We start from the raw sequence: 20842 nt of genomic DNA on the forward strand, positions 1-20842 counted from the left end.
TCTAAAATCCCAGATCATACAGCATGGTAGACCTGACCCCAAATCCTAGTTTCAGTTTGACTATTTGCTTAACATACCCCAACCGTGCCGGGATGTTAGCCAGCGTAACTCAAGCGATCGCATCTGTTGGCGGTCAATTGGGAGAAATTATGGTGGTCGAGAAAACTCGGAAAATTGCTACTCGTGAGATTACCGTAGATGCAGCTAGCAGTGAACACGCTGAACAGATTGTACAAGCGGTTAAGGAAGTTCCCGATGTCCAAATCCTAAATGTCTATGACCGCACCTTCAACCTCCATCGCGGTGGCAAAATCAGTGTCAACAGTAAAATCCCCCTCAAGCATCAATCTGAATTGGCTATGGCTTACACTCCTGGTGTGGGTAGGATTTGTAAAGCGATCGCATCTGACCCACAACAGCTCTACTCCTTTACCATTAAAAGCAACATGGTTGCTGTGGTCACCGATGGCAGTGCAGTGTTGGGGTTGGGTAACTTAGGGCCAGAAGCGGCTTTGCCAGTGATGGAAGGTAAAGCAATGCTGTTCAAAGAATTTGCTGGTATTGATGCTTTTCCTATCTGCCTAGCTACCCAAGATACGGATAAGATTGTGGAAACCGTTAAAACTATCGCACCGGTTTTTGGTGGTATTAACTTAGAAGATATCAGTGCTCCCCGTTGCTTTGATATTGAAGCCAGACTCCGGCAGGAGTTAGATATTCCAGTCTTTCACGATGACCAGCACGGTACCGCTATTGTCACCCTTGCTGCCTTGACCAATGCCCTGAAGCTAGTCAAGAAATCCCTAGAAGAGGTAAGAATTGTTATTAATGGAGCTGGCGCTGCCGGTATGGCAGTTGCCCGGTTACTCCGTAAAGCTGGTGCAGGTGTAATTTGGATATGCGACTCCCAAGGCATTATTTCTACTAAACGCCCTAACTTGACTGAGCAAAAGCAAGAATTTGCTGTGGATGCTTCGGGTACTCTGGCTGGTGCCATTGGCAATGCCGATGTGTTTATTGGCGTCAGTGTACCTGGGGTTCTCACCCCAGACATGGTCAGGTCGATGGCAAACAAGCCCATTGTCATGGCTATGGCTAATCCTATCCCGGAAATTCAGCCAGAATTAGTAGTAGATGATGTAGCAGTAATGGCTACAGGTCGTAGTGACTATCCGAATCAGATTAATAATGTTCTGGCTTTTCCAGGGGTTTTTCGTGGCGCTATAGATTGTCGGGCGTCAACCATTACCGTCAATATGTGTCTCGAAGCAGCTTTTGCGATCGCATCCCTGATTAATCCCAGTGATTTAGATCGAGAACATATCATTCCCTCCGTATTTGATGAGCGAGTCGCTCCTGCGGTTGCTGCTGCGGTGCAAAGGGCAGCACGTCAGGATGGTGTAGCATGCCATTAAGTACTTGTATTTCGATAATTTCATGATTGAGCTCTAGAAATTAGCTATTCTGATCGCATTTAATCTATTTTTTGAGGCAGGACTGATGATTGTAACCACTACTGATGTTATTCAAGGTGCGATTGTTGAAGAGTATTTGGGCATTGTCACTGCTGAGGTAGTTTACGGCACCAATGCACTGCGGGATTTCTTTGCCGGTATTCGAGATTTAATTGGGGGACGTACTGGCAGTTATGAAAAAGTCTTTGAAAGAGGACACCAAGAAGCCCTCAAAGAATTGAAGCAACGTGCCTCAGAACTAGGAGCAGATGCTGTGATTGGCATTGCTATGGATACTGGCACAATTAACGTTGATGAAAAGGGGGTGCTGCTACTGATTACCGCGACTGGCACAGCCATCAAAATCAAGAATTAAGGGTTGGTTGACAGTTGACGGTGAACCGTCAACTGTTAATTACCTCAATCTGCTAAATTTACTTGACAACTCATACTCGTTACGACTACGATTAAATAGTAACAACCATAAAGGAATGAGTCAGACAAGATGGTTATCAATCAAGTACCCGACGTAGTATTTAAGACCAGAGTCAGAGATGAGTCAGTTCCTGGACCCAATCCCTTCCGCTGGCAAGACCGCACTACACAGGAAATTTTTGGCGGTAAGCGTATCGTGCTATTTTCCCTTCCTGGTGCCTTTACACCCACCTGTTCATCAACCCACTTACCCCGCTATGAAGAACTCTATGACGAGATCAAAGCACAAGGGGTTGATCAAGTGATCTGCTTATCTGTCAACGATGCCTTCGTGATGTTCCAGTGGGGCAAACAGCAAGGGGTTCAGAATATCTTCTTGCTACCCGATGGTAATGGGGAATTCACCCGCAAAATGGGGATGTTGGTAGAAAAAGATAATCTCGGTTTTGGTATGCGTTCTTGGCGCTACTCTATGGTGGTAGATGACGGTAAGATTGAAAAAATGTTTGTAGAACCAGGCTATGAAGATAACTGCCCTACTGATCCCTTCGAGGTCTCAGATGCAGATACCATGCTGGCATACTTGAAGTCAGCTAAAAAGTAACATCCCTCCAACCTTAGTTAAAGCTTTACCAGTAGAGGCGTTACCGGCAATGCCTCTACTGTTGATTCAGTTTGGTGTGTAAGTCCTGATCATCGTTGATTTATAGTAATCAAAGTCAAGGTTAAGACATATTTCTGTTTCATCCTCCAAAGCTCGGAAGCTCCCTTTAAACCAAAATACTATGCCCTAAACTATACTTCCGTTGCTATAGTTGATAGTTAAACAAAAATCATTACCTTGGTAGATCACTAAAATTTTCCGTCCGACGCCTATTGCGCCTATCTACCAAAAATAAGTAATCTTTCCACGGAATAGTAATTCAGAAGTTTGGGAGAGTTATGAGCTACGATTTTGATTTATTCGTTATTGGTGCAGGTTCCGGAGGAATTGCTACAGCTAGACGAGCCGCAGAATATGGGGCAAAAGTGGGCATTGCAGAATTTGACCGTTTAGGTGGAACTTGCGTAAATCGTGGCTGCATTCCTAAGAAGCTGATGGTTTATGCCTCCCATTTTCCTGATCAATTTGAAGAGGCACAGGGATATGGCTGGAGTAAGGTACACAGTACCCTGGACTGGACAACAATGATCACAGCAGTCAATCAGGAAACAGAACGCCTCAATGGCATTTACCAACGTATGTTGGATAACTCCAAAGTGGAACTGTTTCAGGGTTATGCTAAGTTCGCGGATTCCCACACCATAGAAATTGGCGGACGCAAAGTAACTGCACAGAAAATCTTGATTGCAGTGGGAGCACATCCGGTCAAGCCCGATATTCCTGGAATTGAACACGCGATTACCTCTGATGATATCTTCCACCTTAAGGAACAACCGAAGCGGATCGTGATTCTTGGGGGTGGCTATATTGGTGTCGAGTTTGCCTGTATTCTCAATGGCTTAGGCTCTGAAGTCACAGTGGTTATTCGTCGTGATCAGATTTTACGGGGATTTGATGCTGAAATCGGTTCCGAGATTCAACAAGCCATGGAGAAGCATGGGATTCGCGTGCTAAATAACAGTAGGATCATCGCTATTGAAAAGACATCAGCCGGTCTGAATGTAACGGTACAAGGACAATCACAAACAACTATAATTGCTGATGCCGTGAGTTTAGCTGCCACAGGTCGTATACCCAATATCCAGAATCTAGGTTTAGAGAATACTGAAGTAGCAATTCAAAACGGTGCGATCGCAGTCGATAAGTACAGTCTTACCACAGAAGACCATATCTTTGCCGTAGGGGATTGTACTAACCGCATGAACTTAACTCCCGTTGCGATTAATGAAGGTCGTGCCTTTGCCGATACTGTATTTGGTGGCAAATCCCGGATCATGAGCTACGAGAATGTCCCAACCGCAATTTTTACCACACCCGAAGCAGCTACTGTTGGTCTAAGTGAGGCCGAAGCACGGGAGAAATATGGGGATGCGGTAAAAGTCTATCGTTCTCGGTTCAGACCGATGTACTATATCCTACCCGGTCGGGATGAAAAAACCCTGATGAAGTTAGTGGTTGACCAAAACACTGACAAAGTCTTGGGTGCTCATATGGTAGGAGACCATGCAGCAGAGATTATTCAAGGAATTGCGATCGCATTGAAAACCGGAGCTACCAAAGCTAACTTTGATGCTACTGTTGGCATTCATCCCAGTTCTGCAGAAGAGTTTGTCACAATGCGGTGACATACTCCCACACTGACTCGTTGAGTTCAGTGTGGGCTTCTTGCCAACTCCACCTATCGGTATCGGCTTTCGCCGACGCTGCGCGAACGGATACGTAGGCTTGCTTTATTAACGACACGGTCAGAAGTTACCCCAGCGAGCAATCCCTCGCTGGGGCAGCCTTTATGGTTAGTCGGTTATGGGTAAAGGGTTAAAACTTTATGATTAAGGCCAGAGACGAAACCTTAGGAGAGGGTCGCCTTTATGGTAACTTTAAACACTCATGGCGTAGCATTGAGATGTGGGGCTTCTTTTGCCGGACAGCTTTTTCTAAATACAGTTGTAACTAGGGCGTGTCCTCACGCCCTAATTTCGTACTATAGCGCTTTCAAATCAGATGTGAAAATTTAATTGATAAAAATCTTAACAATATGTGTAACAAACTGCCCATTGACTTGAGACTAGTGCTATAGATCTCCATAACTGTTTGCCTGATGGATGCAAGTGCGTTTCCGTAGCCGCTCGTACCGAGCATCCCGTAGCATCCCTTACGGAATCACTAATATATAGCAATTCAAGTCACCAATGCTACAAATAAGGTATTATTTATAAGTTATTAAATACTTTTAGTTCTCAATATCAACACTACTGAATCAGAATAAATCCTAAAAAAGCCCCTAGAACTGTATTATCAGGAAGGAATAGCTGCGCCAAGAAACTCAATACATCTGAGTTAAACATCAGCATCTAGTGGTAGAAAGCCCAAGTTTCCCCATGTCATCTTTACAAAAATTAGAAAAATTCGTCAAAATACCTAATAAAGTTAAAACCCGCCGCATTCTTTGGTTTGAACGATTAATGGCGATCATCGCCTTGATTAACCTGCTCTTGGTATTCTTTGACCTCAGCTATATCCCCTTAAGGGATTTTTGGCTACATCACAAAATTCAGGTATTTAGCTTTACCATTGGTCCGATCAAATACAAAGGCTTTCCCGTTTCGATTCCCATTCCTGATATCACTCCGCTCTACGACCCAGTTAAAGGTATTGAAGACAACCGAGATACTAAAAAATATTTGGACAAAGTTCATGAACTGGAAAACCAGATTAACAAGATAGGATTATCTTCTATAGAAGTAGAAAAAAAACTCAATTATCTGCGCGAACTTAGCTCAGAAATGATTGGCACCAATCCTTTTCAAGTAGCAAATAAAACCGGAAAATTAGAAAAGATAAAAAATAAAATGCGTAAGCATATCCCCAATCATGACGATTCAGCAAAAGAGTCATTTAGTCAGTTTTGGACTCAAAAGTACTTAGCCAGCCATAGTCAAGAGGAAGGTTTGGGATTTTTTAACACCGAGATTAAACCTTTAATAGAAACTAACTATTACCGTCCAATTGGAGAAAATGGCGAATTCGTAGACCTATTCGGACTGATTGACTTCCCATTTTTTATCTTATTTAGTACGGAGTTTTTGGCTCGTACCTGGTTGATAAGTCGCCGTCACACTGGACTCAAGTGGCAAAATGCCATGCTGTGGCGCTGGTATGACATATTTTTGCTAATACCCTTATGGCGGTGGTTACGAATTATTCCCGTTACCATTCGCTTAGGTCAAGCTAAATTAATAGACCTGAGTGTAATTACCAGAGAAATCCGCTCCGGATTTGTTGCCAGTATTGCTCAAGAGATGACGGAAGTGGTCGTGATTCAAGTTATTAACGAAGTTCAGGGCTCCATTAGCCGGGGTGAAATTACCAAATGGTTGTCTCAACAGGAAGTGCGCCCCTACATTGACCTTAATGACATTGATGAAGTGTCAGAACTCACCACCATCATGGTAAAGATGACAGTTGATCAAGTATTACCCAAAATTCGTCCTGATTTAGAGGCACTAATGAAACACTATGTGGACATGGGGCTTAAACAGTCCACACTTTATCAGGGACTTCAGAATGTACCAGGACTGGGACAATTCCAGAAGCAACTAACAGAGGAATTGGTGAAAAACATTTTTCAGGCACTCTATGATGGGATTAATACTCTCATACAAGAAGACCCAGTTGCCGACGAACTCCTGCAACACCTACTGAAAAATTTAAGGGAAGTCTTAGGGGCAGAAATTAAGACCAAGGATAGATTACAGGATATTCAGTATTTGATCACAGCTTGGTTAGAGGAATTCAAAATAAATTATGTCCGGCGCTTATCTGAAGAAGACTTAGATAAAATCTTAGATGAAACCAGATCAATTCGTCAAAGATTTCAGTAATAACAGTATTTAAATAAAGTTAATTTTATTCCAAAAATTATTTATAATTTTTATTATAGGCGGATATATAGTTTGATTGACAGTAAAACCATTAAATTGATAATGAAAAATAAAAAAATATAGAAATTGAAAAAATAAACATTTTTTTGATAAAAATTGTAAATAGTCAGAGATCATCATACAGTTTGACCAAATAATGTCCATAAGCTAAAATACTTATTGATCAACAAAAACCAAGTTGACTTCTAGGGTCAGCTTGCTCTGCTGGAAAAGGGCTGTGAAGTGGGAAAGTGCCGACGCACCAGACACCAAGCAGGGATTAGACGTCAAAACTCCCCATGTTCAAGTTTTGATCAGGCAAGCATTTGAGCTGCTAATTGCGTTAGCTTCCGGCAAAATTAATCCCACACCTAATGCTGCGCATTAGGTGTGGGATTAATTTTGCACAGGGTATGCATGGAATTGCTATAATATATGTACTGGTAAACAAAGCCGAACGCGCCCCGCGTGGCCTACGGCCTTAAATGCTGGTTTGTCAGCAAAACACTCTTAAAAAAAAGACCAAGAAAACAGAGCGGCAGCGATGCAGAGGTGCGACCCGTGGCGAATTTAATTCGCCTACGGAAAACGCACCATTACGGTCTTGGGGGTTTCCCCCACTCGCTATTGCATCAAGAGAGGGCAGTCCGTTCTTAAAGCCCAGCGCCTCCTAAGGGATGCCCGGATTGGCGCTTGTTGCCTACACTGAACTCGTTCGCGGAGCGGCTCTGTAAGAGCAGAGTGAGTGTAGGAGCTGTCACAGTCTTCGAGCCCATGACCTTGTGAACAATAGCTCAGGACCAGTAACTAGAGATTGGGCTTGTGCTAACTAGATGTGCAGAAGCTTTTGGGCGGTTAGACTTCTTGGAAAAGATTTTGCCATGAAGTGGGTTGACCCCACTTTTTTTATTGGATTGGTGCCATGACTCATCCCCTGATTCCACAACTAATCGATTTGGCAACGCCATTGGCTCAAGATTTAGGATTAGAGATTGTAGAGGCTCTCTTCCAGACCAACAGACGCCCACCCGTGCTGCGTGTCTATATCCGCAACCCCATCCGTGACACTAGCTTGGATGACTGTGAACGCATGAGTCGTGCTTTAGAAGCTCAGTTAGATGCTAAGGACATCATTTTAGACACCTACGTTTTGGAAATTTCCAGTCCTGGGATCACACAGGACTTAAGCACAGACCGAGAATTCATTTCTTTCAAAGGGTTTGGTGTGATTGTTCAGACATCTGAACCCTATCAGGGGCAGCAAGAGTGGCGCGGGAAGTTAATTCGCCGGGATGAGAGCGGAGTTTATCTCAATCTCAAGGGTCGTGCGTTTGCCATTCCCCGTCAGCTCGTGTCCAGAGTAAAACTGGATGATGGGGGTTAAATTTTTCTTGAAGGTTGCTAGGGGGGCAGCACTTGTTAAAGACAATGGCTCGACTATAGATCTACAAGTGCTTCTCCCCTACAAGCTTCAAGGCTGAGGATTGAAGTTGAACTTGATTTACTTTAAATCCCAAGACAATTGCCATGGATAGATTTAAGACGGAGATTTGCTGATGTCTATAGTTAGTTTGCCTGGACTTAAGGCAATGATAGAAGAAATTAGTCAAAGCCACAATTTACCTAGGTCTGCAGTTCAACAGGCATTAAGAGAAGCACTGCTAAAAGGGTATGAGCGCTATCGCCGTTCTCAACGGCTAGACCAACGATTTCATTTTGACGAAGAATATTTTGACAACTTTGAAGTGGATCTTGATATTGAAGAAGAAGGCTTCCGGGTTTTGTCTACCAAAACCATTGTCGAAGAGGTACAAAATAGTGACCATCAAATTTCTCTCAAAGAAGTCCAGGAAGTTGCCTCTGAAGCACAATTGGGAGACTCAGTGGTTTTGGATGTGACTCCAGACCAAGGAGAGTTTGGTCGCATGGCAGCGATTCAAACCAAGCAGGTGCTCTCTCAAAAACTCCGAGACCAGCAGCGTAAGCTGATTAAGGAAGAGTTTCAAGACCTAGAAGGAACCGTTCTGCAATCTCGATCACTAAGGTTTGAGCAGCAGTCTGTGATTATGGCGCTCAGCAGTGGTTTTGGTCGGCCAGAGGTAGAAGCCGAATTGCCCAAGCGGGAACAGCTACCTAATGATAACTATCGCATTAACTCCACCTTTAAGGTTTATCTCAAAAAAGTCCGGGAAGGCCCTCACCGTGGTCCTCAGCTGGTGGTATCCAGAGCGGCAGCTGGTTTAGTGGTCTATCTGTTTGCCAACGAAGTCCCAGAAATAGAAGATGAGGTGGTCAGGATTGTCGCAGTGGCACGGGAAGCTAATCCTCCTTCTCGTCATGTCGGACCAAGAACTAAAATTGCTGTAGATACCCTGGAGCGAGATGTGGATCCGGTGGGAGCTTGCATTGGTGCTAGAGGTTCCCGCATTCAAGTTGTGGTGAATGAATTACGAGGTGAAAAAATCGACGTAATTCGTTGGTCTCCTGACCCATCTACCTATATTGCCAACGCTCTTAGCCCAGCCCAAGTGGATCAGGTGCTACTAGTCAATCCAGAAGAACGTCAAGCTCATGTTTTAGTCGCAGAAGACCAGCTGAGTTTAGCTATAGGCAAGGAGGGACAAAATGTTCGCCTTGCCGCCCGCCTTACGGGTTGGAAGATTGACATTAAAGATGCTGCGGAATACAAAAAAGACACTACAGACATCTCTAAACAGGATACCCTAGAAGAAGATGATGTCGATAGCAATGAGTTAAAGGAAGATTACGAACAAGGAGTAGAAACACCAGAAAATGTGCTTGATGCTGAGCCAGTGCTTGATTTGAGTACTCAAGAAGAAGAATGAGGAATTTTAGGGGTTAACCCTGAGGTGAAGAAAGTTTGGCCAAGGTTGAAAATGGTAATGGTATAAAATAATACCCTTAAGCTTGTCGGTTTAGAATGGTAGTGGGGTGCGCGGTATCGGCTGTGGTCAAGAATTCTTTGACAGTTTTCTTCCAAACCAATGACTTATTCAATCCTTCCACTTCTGCTGGGTTACTCTACCCCCTCCTACCCCCTACCTGGGGTGTGGGGTGTGGGGTGACCGGGTGTGGGGTGTGGGGTGACCGGGTGTGGGGTAGGCTGTTCACTTTGTGCGATGGCCATAGCTTAAACTTCATCCACTTTTTGTCTGATAGTATGAGACAGTGTATCTCTTGCATGATATCCATTCTGGGCGTTATCGCCGTACACGATCCCGGGGAAAAAGGCCCATAATAAACAGCCTACCCCCTACCCCCTACTCCCGGTGGGTGTGATGATTTTCTTCTTGTGTTAGTCATCCGAATCTCAAGCGTGTGAGTATCTCTACTATAGTTTTTCATCTTCTGCTCACACCACCGGTTTCACACCACCGGTTAGCCCACACCCGTTTTACCGCCCTCTGGCATTGATTTTTCCTTTCATTTGGGTAAGTCAATCACTTAAACAGGGTGTTTGCCCAATCCCAAACGCCCTACAAGCCTCCATCTACCGTACCCTTTAAAGAAGACTTTTGAGATTTTCCAAACCGAAAACCCTTATGAAACCCAACTATCGACGTTGTCTTAGCTGCCGGAAAGTAGCACCAAAACAGGAGTTTTGGCGTATTGTCCGAGTCTATCCGTCACGAAAGGTACAATTAGATCAGGGTATGGGTCGTTCGGCTTACTTATGTCCTCAACTGAGTTGCCTAGCGGCGGCTCAAAAGAAAAACCGACTGGGGCGATCACTGCGTGCATCGGTGCCAAAAAATCTGTACGAAACTTTATGGCAGCGTTTAGCTACCATGCCAAGCAAACCCAATTTAGGTAATTAAAGGGTGAATCTAGCCGAAAAAGCTTCCATGTATGTTCGTCCGGCGAACATAAGTAATCGTTAGGATACAAAGGAAGTCATTAGTTCTATTGATGCTCTGGTTTCTTAAGGAGGTGAATTTACTTCGATTATACGCTAGCTACCTTTAAAGGCATACGCGCTGATTAGGCGGTTTAACCGAACCGTCAAGGTTGAATGCTGCTTGGCTTTTTTCACAGGAAAGAAGCACGCGATAATAGATAAACTTATCAAACTACCGTTGAGGTGAACACACCAACGAAAAAGCATGGATGGTTGATTATCTGTTGAGCATCGCTTATCTTATCGTTTAAGCTTTCCAATAAAGCTTGATAAAGTAAAAAGTCATTCGAGTAGTTGAGTATGGTTTAACAACAAGTAGGTACGACAGGGGAATAGTGCATGAACAGCGGCAAAGTCAGAATTTACGAATTATCACGGGAATTGAATTTGGACAACAAGGAAATTTTGAGCATCTGTGAAGGACTCAATATTGCAGTTAAAAGTCACAGTAGCACGATTACAGAATCGGATGCCCAACGGATTCGCACGACAGCCGAAAAATATTCTGACCAACTAGCAGCTGTAAGCAATACCGAAGGTGAGTCATCGGCAAATAAAGGTTCTAAGTTAAGCTCTGGTAAATTAATTCGACCTCCCAAAGGAGAGCGGAAGCAGCAAATTGTCGAGCTTCGTAAGCACAAACGCAGTTCTGGGAATACTTCTAGCCATAGAAGCAATCAAATGGCAATCCCACCCCAAGCCCCCATCAAGCCGACTGCTATACCCCCCCGTCAGCCTAGCACTCTCAATCGACCTAAGCAGGTCACTGAACAGGACACCAAGATTAAGCAGGATACTAAACCGGAACCAGCGGCTAAACCCGAACCAGCGGCTAAACCCGAACCAGCGGCTAAACTAGAACTAGCCCCTAAACCGGAACTAGCCCCTAAACCCGAACCAGCGGCTAAACCCGAACCAGCGGCTAAACCCGAACCAGCGGCTAAACCCGAACCAGCGGCTAAACCCGAACCAGCGGCTAAACCCGAAACAGCGGCTAAACCCGAACCAGCCCCTAAACCCGAACCAGCCCCTAAACCCGAACCAGCCCCTAAACCCGAACTAGCCGCTAAACCCGAACTAGCCGCTAAACCAGTCCAGAAGGTGTCACAGGATAGTACTGCCTCAGCTAAGGTTACAGAAAAACCAAAATTAACTGGGCCCCCTGTAAGACGATCACAACCAAAAACTCAGCCTGCTAAGGTTGAGCGACCGATCAAATCAAACCAAAAGGGTTCTTCGGGTTCAAAGCCAGTAAAGAGTCCAACTCCTAACAAATCCCCTGTTATCAATAAGCAGTCAACCCCTTCGGAAACATCACCACCAAAGCGTTCTAGTTCACCAAGACCGACCGTTCCTGAACTCCAGCGACCTCCAAAAAGAACCAAACCAGGTCTTGATAAAGACAATTCTCAAGTAGCAGCAATCGATGCTGACTCAAAGGCTCTGACAGATGATGTCTCTGATCAAGACACCAACACCTTAGTCAATGAATCCGAGGAACTGCTCAAAGAGGTCAAGCTCCGGCGACCATCTGTCCCCCGACCTGCTAAGAAGAAAGAGTGGGAGGCAGAAAATGGAGAAGAAGAAGACAAAGCCCAGAAGGGGAAATCTGCCAAACTCAAGCGGCGACCTAAAATGATTCTGGATGATGAAGATGATCTCGAAACAGAATCAGATCAAATCGATAACAAAATCGATGGTTCATTTTCAGTTAGTCTTTCTCTGGCTCGTCCTCCCAAACCAAAGTCTCTGCAAAAACAGCAAAGCCAAGCAAATACTGCGAGTGTTAGCCACAAGAAGAAGCCGGCTAAAACCAGTAGTAGCAACAAGTCCGATCATCGCGATCGCCGTCGTACACAGAAAACTCAGCCCAAACGCCCAGAACAAATTGTTTTGAGAGACTCACTCACCATTAGAGACCTGGCTAATGAACTGGCTATTGCAGAAACTGACATTGTTAAAATGCTCTTCTTCAAAGGCATAGCTGTGAGTGTTACCCAAACTTTGGATGTTCCTACCGCCACAATGGTAGCTCAGGAAGTGGGGGTAAAGGTCGAGATGGAAGAAGAAGCCTCTGCTGCGACTAAGGTGGAAATGCTGGATGTCCAAGACCTGGAAAACCTCGAGCGGCGTCCACCTGTGGTGACAATTATGGGTCATGTTGACCACGGTAAAACGACTCTACTCGATGCCATTCGTGAAGCAAAAGTGGCTCAAGGAGAAGCCGGTGGAATTACCCAGCATATTGGCGCATATCACGTAGATGTTGAGCATGAGGATAACATTCAACAGGTTGTCTTCCTAGACACCCCTGGTCACGAAGCCTTCACAGCCATGCGGGCAAGGGGAACAAAAGTAACCGATATCGCCGTGCTAGTGGTAGCGGCTGATGATGGGGTGCAACCTCAGACCCTTGAAGCCATTAGTCATGCTAGAGCTGCTGAAGTTCCCATGGTAGTTGCTATTAACAAAATTGATAAAGCCGGAGCTCAACCTGATCGGGTTAAGCAGGAATTATCAGAACGGGGCTTGGTCCCAGAAGAATGGGGTGGTGAAACGATCATGGTACCAGTGAGTGCTATCCAAAGGGAAAACTTGGATTCACTGCTGGAGATGATTCTATTGGTCTCAGAGCTAGAAGAACTCTCTGCTAATCCGGATCGACCAGCCAAAGGTACGGTGATTGAAGCTCACCTTGATAAAGCCAGAGGGCCTGTTGCCACGTTCTTAGTGCAAAACGGTACGCTGCGGGTCGGTGATAGCCTGGTTGTTGGTTCAGTTTTCGGTAAGGTCAGAGCCATGCTTGATGACCGAGGACAGAGAGTCGAACAAGCGACTCCCTCGTTTGCTGTGGAAGTCCTTGGCTTGAGTGATGTTCCAGCTGCTGGTGATGAGTTTGAAGTCTTTGAGAGCGAAAAAGAAGCCCGGGCAGTTGCTAGTGAAAGAGCTCAACAGCAACGTCAATCTCGCCTGCAAACTCGCATGAAATCACGGCGAGTTACCCTCACTGAATTATCAGCCCAGGCTCAAGAAGGTGAACTCAAAGAACTCAACTTGATTTTGAAGGCAGACGTTCAAGGCTCCGTGGAAGCTATTCTCGGGTCCCTCGAACAGCTGCCCCAAAATGAAGTGCAAATTCGAGTTCTGCTGGCTGCCCCCGGGGAAGTTACCGAAACCGATGTGGACTTAGCGGCTGCTAGTGGTGCAGTTATTGTTGGCTTTAACACTACCTTAGCCCCTGGTGCTCGACCAGCAGCTGAACAGGAAGGGGTAGATGTGCGGGAATACAACATTATCTACAAACTCCTGGATGATGTTCAAGGTGCTATGGAAGGTCTGTTAGAGCCAGAAGAGGTAGAAGAACCATTGGGTGAAGTAGAAGTTCGAGCTGTCTTCCCAGTCGGTCGTGGTGCCGTTGCGGGTTGTTATGTACTCTCAGGCAAAGCGGTGCGCAATTGCCGTTTACGAGTGCGGCGTGGTGGCAAAACTATCTACGAAGGAGTTTTGGATTCCCTCAAGCGTGTTAAGGATGATGTCAAGGAAGTCAATGCTGGCTACGAATGTGGTATGGGTGTTGATAAATTCAACGACTGGGCGGAAAAAGATATCATTGAAACCTATCAGATGGTAACCAAACGACGGACTCTCTCCCTCAAGTAGGGCTGAGGGGTGTTCTTACCCAGGCTTCCCTTGCCGGGTAGGTTGTTTTGTTGTTCCCGTAGCGTGGCCTTTTGGCCAAGGTTAAAGGTTATTTAGCTTCTAGCAAAAGAAGCCCCACAACGAACATGCGCAGCATGAGTGTGGGATTAATTTTGCGCGCCTTTCTGCATCGAATAAGGAAACAATTAAAATTGAATATCGTCTATACTAGATGTAGTAGGGAAAATAAATTAAGAGCTAACCGCCACCTACGTGCCTAAAAAATAGAACTTATTGTATTGTTCCGGATTGTATTGTTCCGGCGCGGAGGGGCATCCCGTGTCGTTAATAAAGCTTACCGAGTATCCAAACCGTTAGGTGGAGTTGGTAAGAAGCCCACACTGTAATCTTTGATTAAGTGTGGGAGTATGTCACCACTTAAGCATTACCCAACTAGATTCATCTGTATTAAATTTTGGTAAGGTGCATATGGCAAGCTTCGTTAAATCCGAATCCGGACAATTAGATCATGACACTCAAGTTTGGGACAGTCTCAAACAAGCCATAGCCGCTAGTTCAGGATTTCAACGCTGGCAAATGGAACATCCCTTGGGTGAACAATTTCAGGACTATAGTCTTGATAGCCGAGTGCGTCGTTACTTACGTGAAACTCTAGAAATGCTTGCCTACTGAACTCCCAGATAGGATTTGCTCCTATCTGGCCTGATGTATTGTGATTTTAATTTATGATTGCTTTGTGGCAGAAACGGGCAAAGCAATAGATAAGCTTGCTTAAAATTCTTCCTTTTCTTCTTCCAAAAGGAAGAATATCATAAAGTGCAAATTAGTAGTGCTATTTCACTGGTGGTATTTTAAAGATTTAGCCACTCCGCGAGAAGCCCCGCGCTGTACCGATAGGTCAGCGTCGGGATGATAGCGGGACAATGAAGCAAAGCGGAATTGTCAAGTAGATATTACTGGATTCGGCAAAGCCGACGCTACGCGAACAGGGAAACGATCTACCAAGCTTCTAAGTAATTCAGACTGGTTCATTCCCCTTCTTTTTGCTTCTTGCTCTAGTTTCTTTTTCTCATATTCGGCAGGGCAAACGCATCTAAATTCTAGAAGCCTTACTCAGAAGCGATGCAGTGCGGTCTTGGGGAGGCAGTGCGGTCTTGGGGGTTCCCCCCATGAGCAACTGCCGTGGTTTCCCCCATGAGCAACTGCATCAAGAGGTGCGACCCGTGGCGAATTTAATTCTTAATGCGGAAAGCGCACCTAACAGAGATTTCAAAAATAATAAGCATAAATACTGATCCCATGAATCTGATCTCCAGTAGGCATTTCAAAATTAGATGCGTTTACCCTGTCATATTCGGTTAGCCGAATTGTCATTTTTATTGTTTTCATTCTGACTTGCCGGAGATGAAACCTTATCAGAGGGTCGCCTTACTACAAAAAGATTTAACCCTTAACTCACAGACTGCCAACTATAAAGGCTCCACTCTTTTTGCGAGAACTTCTGACCATTTGACTAGCTGTATACTAGAATAGTAACAGGTCGATAAACAGGAGGGCAACAAATGAGATCTGCCTATCAGTACAGATTACGACTAACCAAGTCTCAGGTCGTCAAATTAGAGAAGTGGCTAGATATGTTACGCCATCAGTACAACTATTTACTGGCTGATAGATTCAACTGGTACGAACAGAATCGTTGTGCCACAAATGCCTGCCCACTTGTTTGTCATTTACCAGAATTAAGAGATAATCCTGACTACTTTTCACAGAAGAAAACCCTTCCTAGTCTTAAGAAAAATAGACCATGGTATGGAGAGGTTTACTCTCAAGTATTACAGGACTGCCTAAAAAGGGTAGATCTGGCTTTTAAGAGGTTTATCAAAGGAGATTGCAAGGGAGTAAGAAGTGGGAGACCAAGGTTTAAGAGTAAAAACAGATATCGTTCTTTGACCTTCCCGTCTCTTGGGAAAAATCCAATTAGTGGCAATTTTTTGAAGCTACCAAAATTTGGAGAAGTCAAAATGGTCTACCACAGGCCAATTCCTGACGGATTCAAAGTCAAGACAGCCACGATTACCCGAAATGCTGACGGTTATTACGTTACCTTGTCTATTCAAGATGATTCAGTCCCGGACATTATCCCTATTGATGAAGTCTCCAATCCGATTGGGATTGACATGGGAATTAAGTCATTTTTGGTTAAATCTGATGGGACTGAAGTAGCAATCCCTCAATTTTACCGGAAAGCTCAAAAACGCCTTAAAAAAGTCCAGAAAGCTGTTAGTCGATCCAAGAAAGGAAGTAATAACAGGAAAAGAGCTGTAGTCAAATTGGGCAAAGCCCATAAAAAAGTGGCTGACACCCGTAAGGATTTTCATTTTAAAACAGCGAAAGGGTTGCTAGATAGCCACGATCTGGTAGCTCACGAAAAGCTAAATATCAAAGGTCTGGCCAAGACTAAAATGGCTAAATCAGTTCTAGATGCTGGATGGGGTCAATTCCTGTCGATTTTATCAACCAAAGCCGAGAATGCTGGGTTGGTAACAAAAGCAGTGAACCCCAAAAACACTAGTCAGAACTGTTCTAACTGTGGGAAAAAAGTACCGAAAAAACTAAAAGACCGCATCCATTCTTGCCCTCATTGTGGTTACACAGAAGATAGGGATATAAATGCGGCTAAGAATATCTTGAATTTGGCGGTGGGGCATCCCGTCAGTAGTAAAGCTTACCGAGTATCCCAACCGTTGGGTGGAGTTGGTAAGAAGCCCGCACTGTACCGATAGGTCAGTGTCGGGAGTATGTCACGTAGGTAGAAGTCAACCATTACTGCTGGACGAAAGACAAATGACGAAGGATAATTAGCATTGCTGCTGATTTAGGAGAAGACATGGCCTTTGAATATCCTGATGACCTGAAATACCTTGATAGCCACGAATATGTGCGGCTTGATGGAGAAATTGCCACTATTGGTATTACCGCCTTTGCCATTGACCAACTGGGTGACTTAGTTCTTCTGGAACTCCCAGAAATTGACGACACCATCGAGAAGGGTAACAAAGAAAATGACAAAAGCTTTGGTACCATAGAATCGGTCAAGGCCGTTTCGGATCTATATTCCCCGGTATCGGGTACGGTGGTTGAACGAAATGAGGAGATGATCAAGGATCCTGAACAGATTGCAAAAGACCCCTATGGTGAAGGCTGGTTAATTAAAGTGCGGCTCAATGACCCTGATCACCCACTGGAGGGTGTCCTTTCTGCTGAGGAGTACCGTGCCAAAGTCGAGGCAGAGTAGACTATAAATTGGTTTTAAAAGCAAGTAACTAAAGATACAGCTATTGCGAAGGTTCTGTAAAAAACTGATAAGTAGGGTTGTCATAACTGAACCCGGCTCTGTAAAGTTGTGTATCTAGAACCAATCTAGCAACACGCCTAGGTTGTCATATGCTAGGTTCTCTTAATGTATATTTAGAACTAAAGCAATTTAGTTCTAAATCCCTTTAGTTATACATCCGGGCTTTGTGTATCTATAGATTTACCAACTTAGGGGGTCACAGCCCTCAAAAGTGACCTCCAGCTTCGCTGCTTAATTCACAAATTGTTTTACTATGCAGAATTTGGATATCCAGGATCAAAAAAATAGAGCAAATACTCAGTCGTTGCTGAAATCTGACCCTATTCTTTCCGCATCGCCAACAATACCATCTACCGATGCTTTTGTCAATCGACACATAGGTCCAAATCCAGATGCAATAGAGCAAATGCTCAACCTCCTGGGTATATCCAGTATAGACAGCCTGATTGAGCAAACTGTACCCGCCGCTATTTGGCTTAATCAAACCCTGCAGTTACCACCAGCACAAAGCGAGTATGCTGCTCTGGCTCAGCTAAAAAACATTGCGTCTAAGAATCAAGTATTCCGGTCTTTGATTGGCATGGGATATTACGACTGCATTACCCCACCTGTAATTCAACGGAATATCCTAGAAAATCCTGGTTGGTACACGGCTTACACCCCTTACCAAGCAGAAATTGCTCAGGGGCGACTCGAAGCACTACTCAACTTCCAGACTATGATTATAGACTTGACTGGTCTGGAAATTGCTAATGCTTCCTTGCTAGATGAAGGAACAGCAGCAGCGGAAGCTATGAGCATGAGCTATGGTCTGTGTAAGACGAAAGCCAAACACTTCTTTGTTTCCCAAACCTGTCATCCCCAAACTATAGCAGTGGTACAAACCAGGGCTAGACCTTTGGGAATTGAGGTGATTGTTGGTGACCACCGCACTTGTGAATTTGACCAAGACATTTTTGGAGCTCTGCTTCAGTACCCAGCAACGGATGGCACTATATACGATTATCGGGAATTTATTGATAAGGCTCATGGTGCTAAAGCCTTAGTAACTGTGGCAGCTGACATTCTAAGCCTTACCCTCCTTACACCCCCTGGGGAATTTGGGGCTGATATTGCCATAGGTTGCACCCAGCGCTTTGGCGTTCCCCTAGGATATGGGGGACCTCATGCAGCTTATTTTGCTACTCGGGCAGCTTATAAACGGCAAGTACCAGGACGTATCGTTGGTGTATCAAAAGATGCTAATGGTAAACCAGCACTGCGCTTGGCACTGCAAACCCGTGAACAACATATCCGTCGTGACAAAGCCACCAGCAATATTTGTACTGCGCAAGTGCTGTTGGCGGTGATGGCGTCAATGTATACAGTGTATCATGGGCGAGAGGGCATTAAACGTATTGCCGAGAGAATTCATCAATTAACGGTTATCCTGGCGGAGGGACTGAAACGCTTAGGTTACAGTATTAGCTCAGAACCGTTTTTTGATACCTTGCGCGTAGAATTAAGCGATCGCTCTGTGTCCGGAATTATCGAAGCAGCTGAAGCACGTCAAATTAACCTACGTATTATTGATTCAACTACTATCGGAATTTCCCTGGATGAGACAACGACAGCTAGGGATTTAGTAGACTTGTGGGAAATTTTTGCAAGTTTAGGGGAACCAAGCAGTGCATCCCTACTCTTTACTGTGGAAGAGTTGGCGGCTGAGGTAACACGTAAGGTGGCAGCTGATTTTAATGAACCATTTGCTCGCCGTAGTACCTACTTAACCAACCCAGTATTCAACCGCTATCACTCAGAAACCGAGTTACTACGCTATTTGCACCGCCTGGAAAGTAAGGATTTGGCTCTAAACACCTCCATGATTCCTCTGGGTTCGTGTACCATGAAGCTGAATGCCACTGCTGAGATGATGCCAGTGACATGGCCGGAATTTGGCAAGATTCATCCTTTTGCTCCCTTGTCCCAAACTCAGGGATATCAAATCCTATTCCAGCAGCTGGAAGAATGGTTAGCAGAAATTACTGGCTTTGCTGGCATTTCTCTTCAACCTAATGCTGGTTCCCAAGGGGAATATGCAGGATTACTCACTATTTGTAAGTACCATGAAAACCGGGGAGAAGGCGATCGCAATATCTGTCTAATTCCTACTTCTGCCCATGGAACCAATCCCGCCAGTGCGGTGATGGCTGGTTTAAAGGTGGTGGCTGTTGCTTGTGATCAGATGGGCAACATTGATTTAGATGATTTGAGGAAGAAGGCTGAGCACCATAGCCAAAACCTAGCTGCTCTGATGGTGACTTATCCATCTACCCATGGTGTGTTTGAACAAGAGATTAAAGATATCTGTGCCATTGTCCACAACCATGGGGGACAGGTTTATATGGATGGGGCGAATATGAATGCCCAAGTGGGACTGTGCCGTCCGGGGGACTTTGGGGCAGATGTGTGTCACTTGAACCTGCACAAAACCTTCTGTATTCCCCATGGTGGGGGTGGACCTGGTATGGGACCAATTGGGGTGATGCCTCACTTAGTACCATTCCTGCCCAAAACCTTACAGCCTCAACCTTCAACCTTATCTATTGGTGCCATTTCTGCGGCACCCTGGGGAAGTGCCAGCATTCTACCGATTTCCTGGATGTATATTGCCATGATGGGGAGTGGGGGGTTAACTGAGGCGACTAAGGTGGCTATTCTTAATGCTAATTACATGGCTAAGCGGTTAGACCCTTACTATCCTGTTCTGTACAAGGGGAACAATGGATTAGTGGCTCATGAGTGTATTGTAGATTTGCGATCGCTTAAAAAGTCTGCGGGCATCGAAGTGGATGATATTGCCAAACGCCTGATGGATTATGGTTTCCATGCTCCAACGGTATCCTGGCCTGTAGCAGGGACAATGATGGTGGAACCTACTGAAAGTGAGTCGAAGGAGGAACTCGACCGTTTCTGTGATGCCATGATTGCTATCCGCCAGGAAATTAAAGCGATTGAATCGGGTCAGGTAGACCAAACGGACAATCAGCTGAAGAATGCTCCCCATACAGCAGAAGCCTTGATGGTCAGTGAATGGACTCATCCCTATACCCGTGAGGAAGCCGCATACCCGGCATCTTGGTTAAGGGAACACAAGTTTTGGCCTGTGGCAGGGCGCATTGATAATGCCTTTGGGGATAGGAATTTGGTTTGTTCTTGTGAGGGAATGGAGGCCTACATCTAACTCCAAAGTCAAGTTGGGAGTGTGGGGAGATGGGGAGATGGGGAGATGGGGAGATGGGAAAATCGGGAGATTTTTATTTAGGGTAATTATCCTGACATGATATAACTCGGTTATTAACGGGGGTTAGGGTGATTCCGACTCCCGACTCCCGACTCCCGACTCCCGATTCCCGATTCCCGATTCCCGACTCCCTACTCCCTACTCCCTACTCC

14 protein-coding genes are annotated in these 20842 nt (G+C 45.1%); all 14 read left to right on the forward strand.

Annotation, left to right across the window (positions count from 1 at the left end; translation table 11 throughout):
- Positions 1 to 23: 23 nt before the first annotated feature.
- The 14 genes from F6J90_RS07195 to F6J90_RS07260 all read left to right on the forward strand — a co-directional run bounded on the left by F6J90_RS07195 (position 24) and on the right by F6J90_RS07260 (position 20730).
- Positions 24 to 1415, forward strand: a complete 1392-nt coding sequence (locus tag F6J90_RS07195; RefSeq protein WP_293091764.1) for an NAD-dependent malic enzyme — start codon at positions 24 to 26, stop codon at positions 1413 to 1415.
- Between the two features lie 85 nt (positions 1416 to 1500).
- Positions 1501 to 1830 carry a YbjQ family protein gene (locus F6J90_RS07200; protein ID WP_071108104.1) on the forward strand — a complete coding sequence of 110 codons (330 nt, stop codon included), beginning with the start codon at positions 1501 to 1503 and terminating at the stop codon, positions 1828 to 1830.
- A 129-nt stretch (positions 1831 to 1959) separates the two neighbouring features.
- A complete protein-coding gene (locus tag F6J90_RS07205) occupies positions 1960 to 2493 on the forward strand; it encodes a peroxiredoxin (RefSeq protein ID WP_293091765.1) in 534 nt (177 codons plus the stop codon).
- 338 nt (positions 2494 to 2831) lie between these two features.
- On the forward strand, positions 2832 to 4178 hold the full coding sequence (gene gor / locus F6J90_RS07210) for a glutathione-disulfide reductase (RefSeq protein ID WP_293091766.1): 1347 nt from the start codon (positions 2832 to 2834) through the stop codon (positions 4176 to 4178).
- A gap of 753 nt (positions 4179 to 4931) precedes the next feature.
- A complete protein-coding gene (locus tag F6J90_RS07215) occupies positions 4932 to 6434 on the forward strand; it encodes a hypothetical protein (protein ID WP_293091767.1) in 1503 nt (500 codons plus the stop codon).
- A gap of 961 nt (positions 6435 to 7395) precedes the next feature.
- The gene (gene rimP, locus F6J90_RS07220; protein ID WP_293091768.1) at positions 7396 to 7857 is read left to right on the forward strand and encodes a ribosome maturation factor RimP; all 462 of its coding nucleotides are present in this window, start codon (positions 7396 to 7398) and stop codon (positions 7855 to 7857) included.
- Positions 7858 to 8029: 172 nt separating this feature from the next.
- Positions 8030 to 9319, forward strand: a complete 1290-nt coding sequence (gene nusA / locus F6J90_RS07225) for a transcription termination factor NusA (RefSeq protein ID WP_071107115.1) — start codon at positions 8030 to 8032, stop codon at positions 9317 to 9319.
- A gap of 717 nt (positions 9320 to 10036) precedes the next feature.
- A complete protein-coding gene (locus tag F6J90_RS07230) occupies positions 10037 to 10312 on the forward strand; it encodes a YlxR family protein (protein WP_071107114.1) in 276 nt (91 codons plus the stop codon).
- A 419-nt stretch (positions 10313 to 10731) separates the two neighbouring features.
- On the forward strand, positions 10732 to 14052 hold the full coding sequence (infB, locus tag F6J90_RS07235; protein ID WP_293091769.1) for a translation initiation factor IF-2: 3321 nt from the start codon (positions 10732 to 10734) through the stop codon (positions 14050 to 14052).
- Between the two features lie 468 nt (positions 14053 to 14520).
- Positions 14521 to 14724: a hypothetical protein gene (locus F6J90_RS07240; RefSeq protein WP_071107112.1), complete on the forward strand. Its 204-nt coding sequence runs from the start codon at positions 14521 to 14523 to the stop codon at positions 14722 to 14724.
- Between the two features lie 890 nt (positions 14725 to 15614).
- The gene (locus F6J90_RS07245; RefSeq protein ID WP_293091770.1) at positions 15615 to 16835 is read left to right on the forward strand and encodes a transposase; all 1221 of its coding nucleotides are present in this window, start codon (positions 15615 to 15617) and stop codon (positions 16833 to 16835) included.
- Positions 16836 to 16939: 104 nt separating this feature from the next.
- On the forward strand, positions 16940 to 17347 hold the full coding sequence (gene gcvH, locus F6J90_RS07250) for a glycine cleavage system protein GcvH (RefSeq protein ID WP_293091771.1): 408 nt from the start codon (positions 16940 to 16942) through the stop codon (positions 17345 to 17347).
- A gap of 313 nt (positions 17348 to 17660) precedes the next feature.
- The gene (gene gcvP / locus F6J90_RS07255; RefSeq protein WP_293091772.1) at positions 17661 to 20630 is read left to right on the forward strand and encodes an aminomethyl-transferring glycine dehydrogenase; all 2970 of its coding nucleotides are present in this window, start codon (positions 17661 to 17663) and stop codon (positions 20628 to 20630) included.
- Complete coding sequence (locus tag F6J90_RS07260; protein WP_293091773.1) at positions 20605 to 20730, forward strand: hypothetical protein; 126 nt, start codon at positions 20605 to 20607, stop codon at positions 20728 to 20730. Before gcvP ends, F6J90_RS07260 begins: the two co-directional genes overlap by 26 nt.
- The last annotated feature ends 112 nt before the right edge of the window (positions 20731 to 20842 follow it).

Source organism: Moorena sp. SIOASIH, from assembly GCF_010671925.1.
Classification (GTDB): domain Bacteria; phylum Cyanobacteriota; class Cyanobacteriia; order Cyanobacteriales; family Coleofasciculaceae; genus Moorena.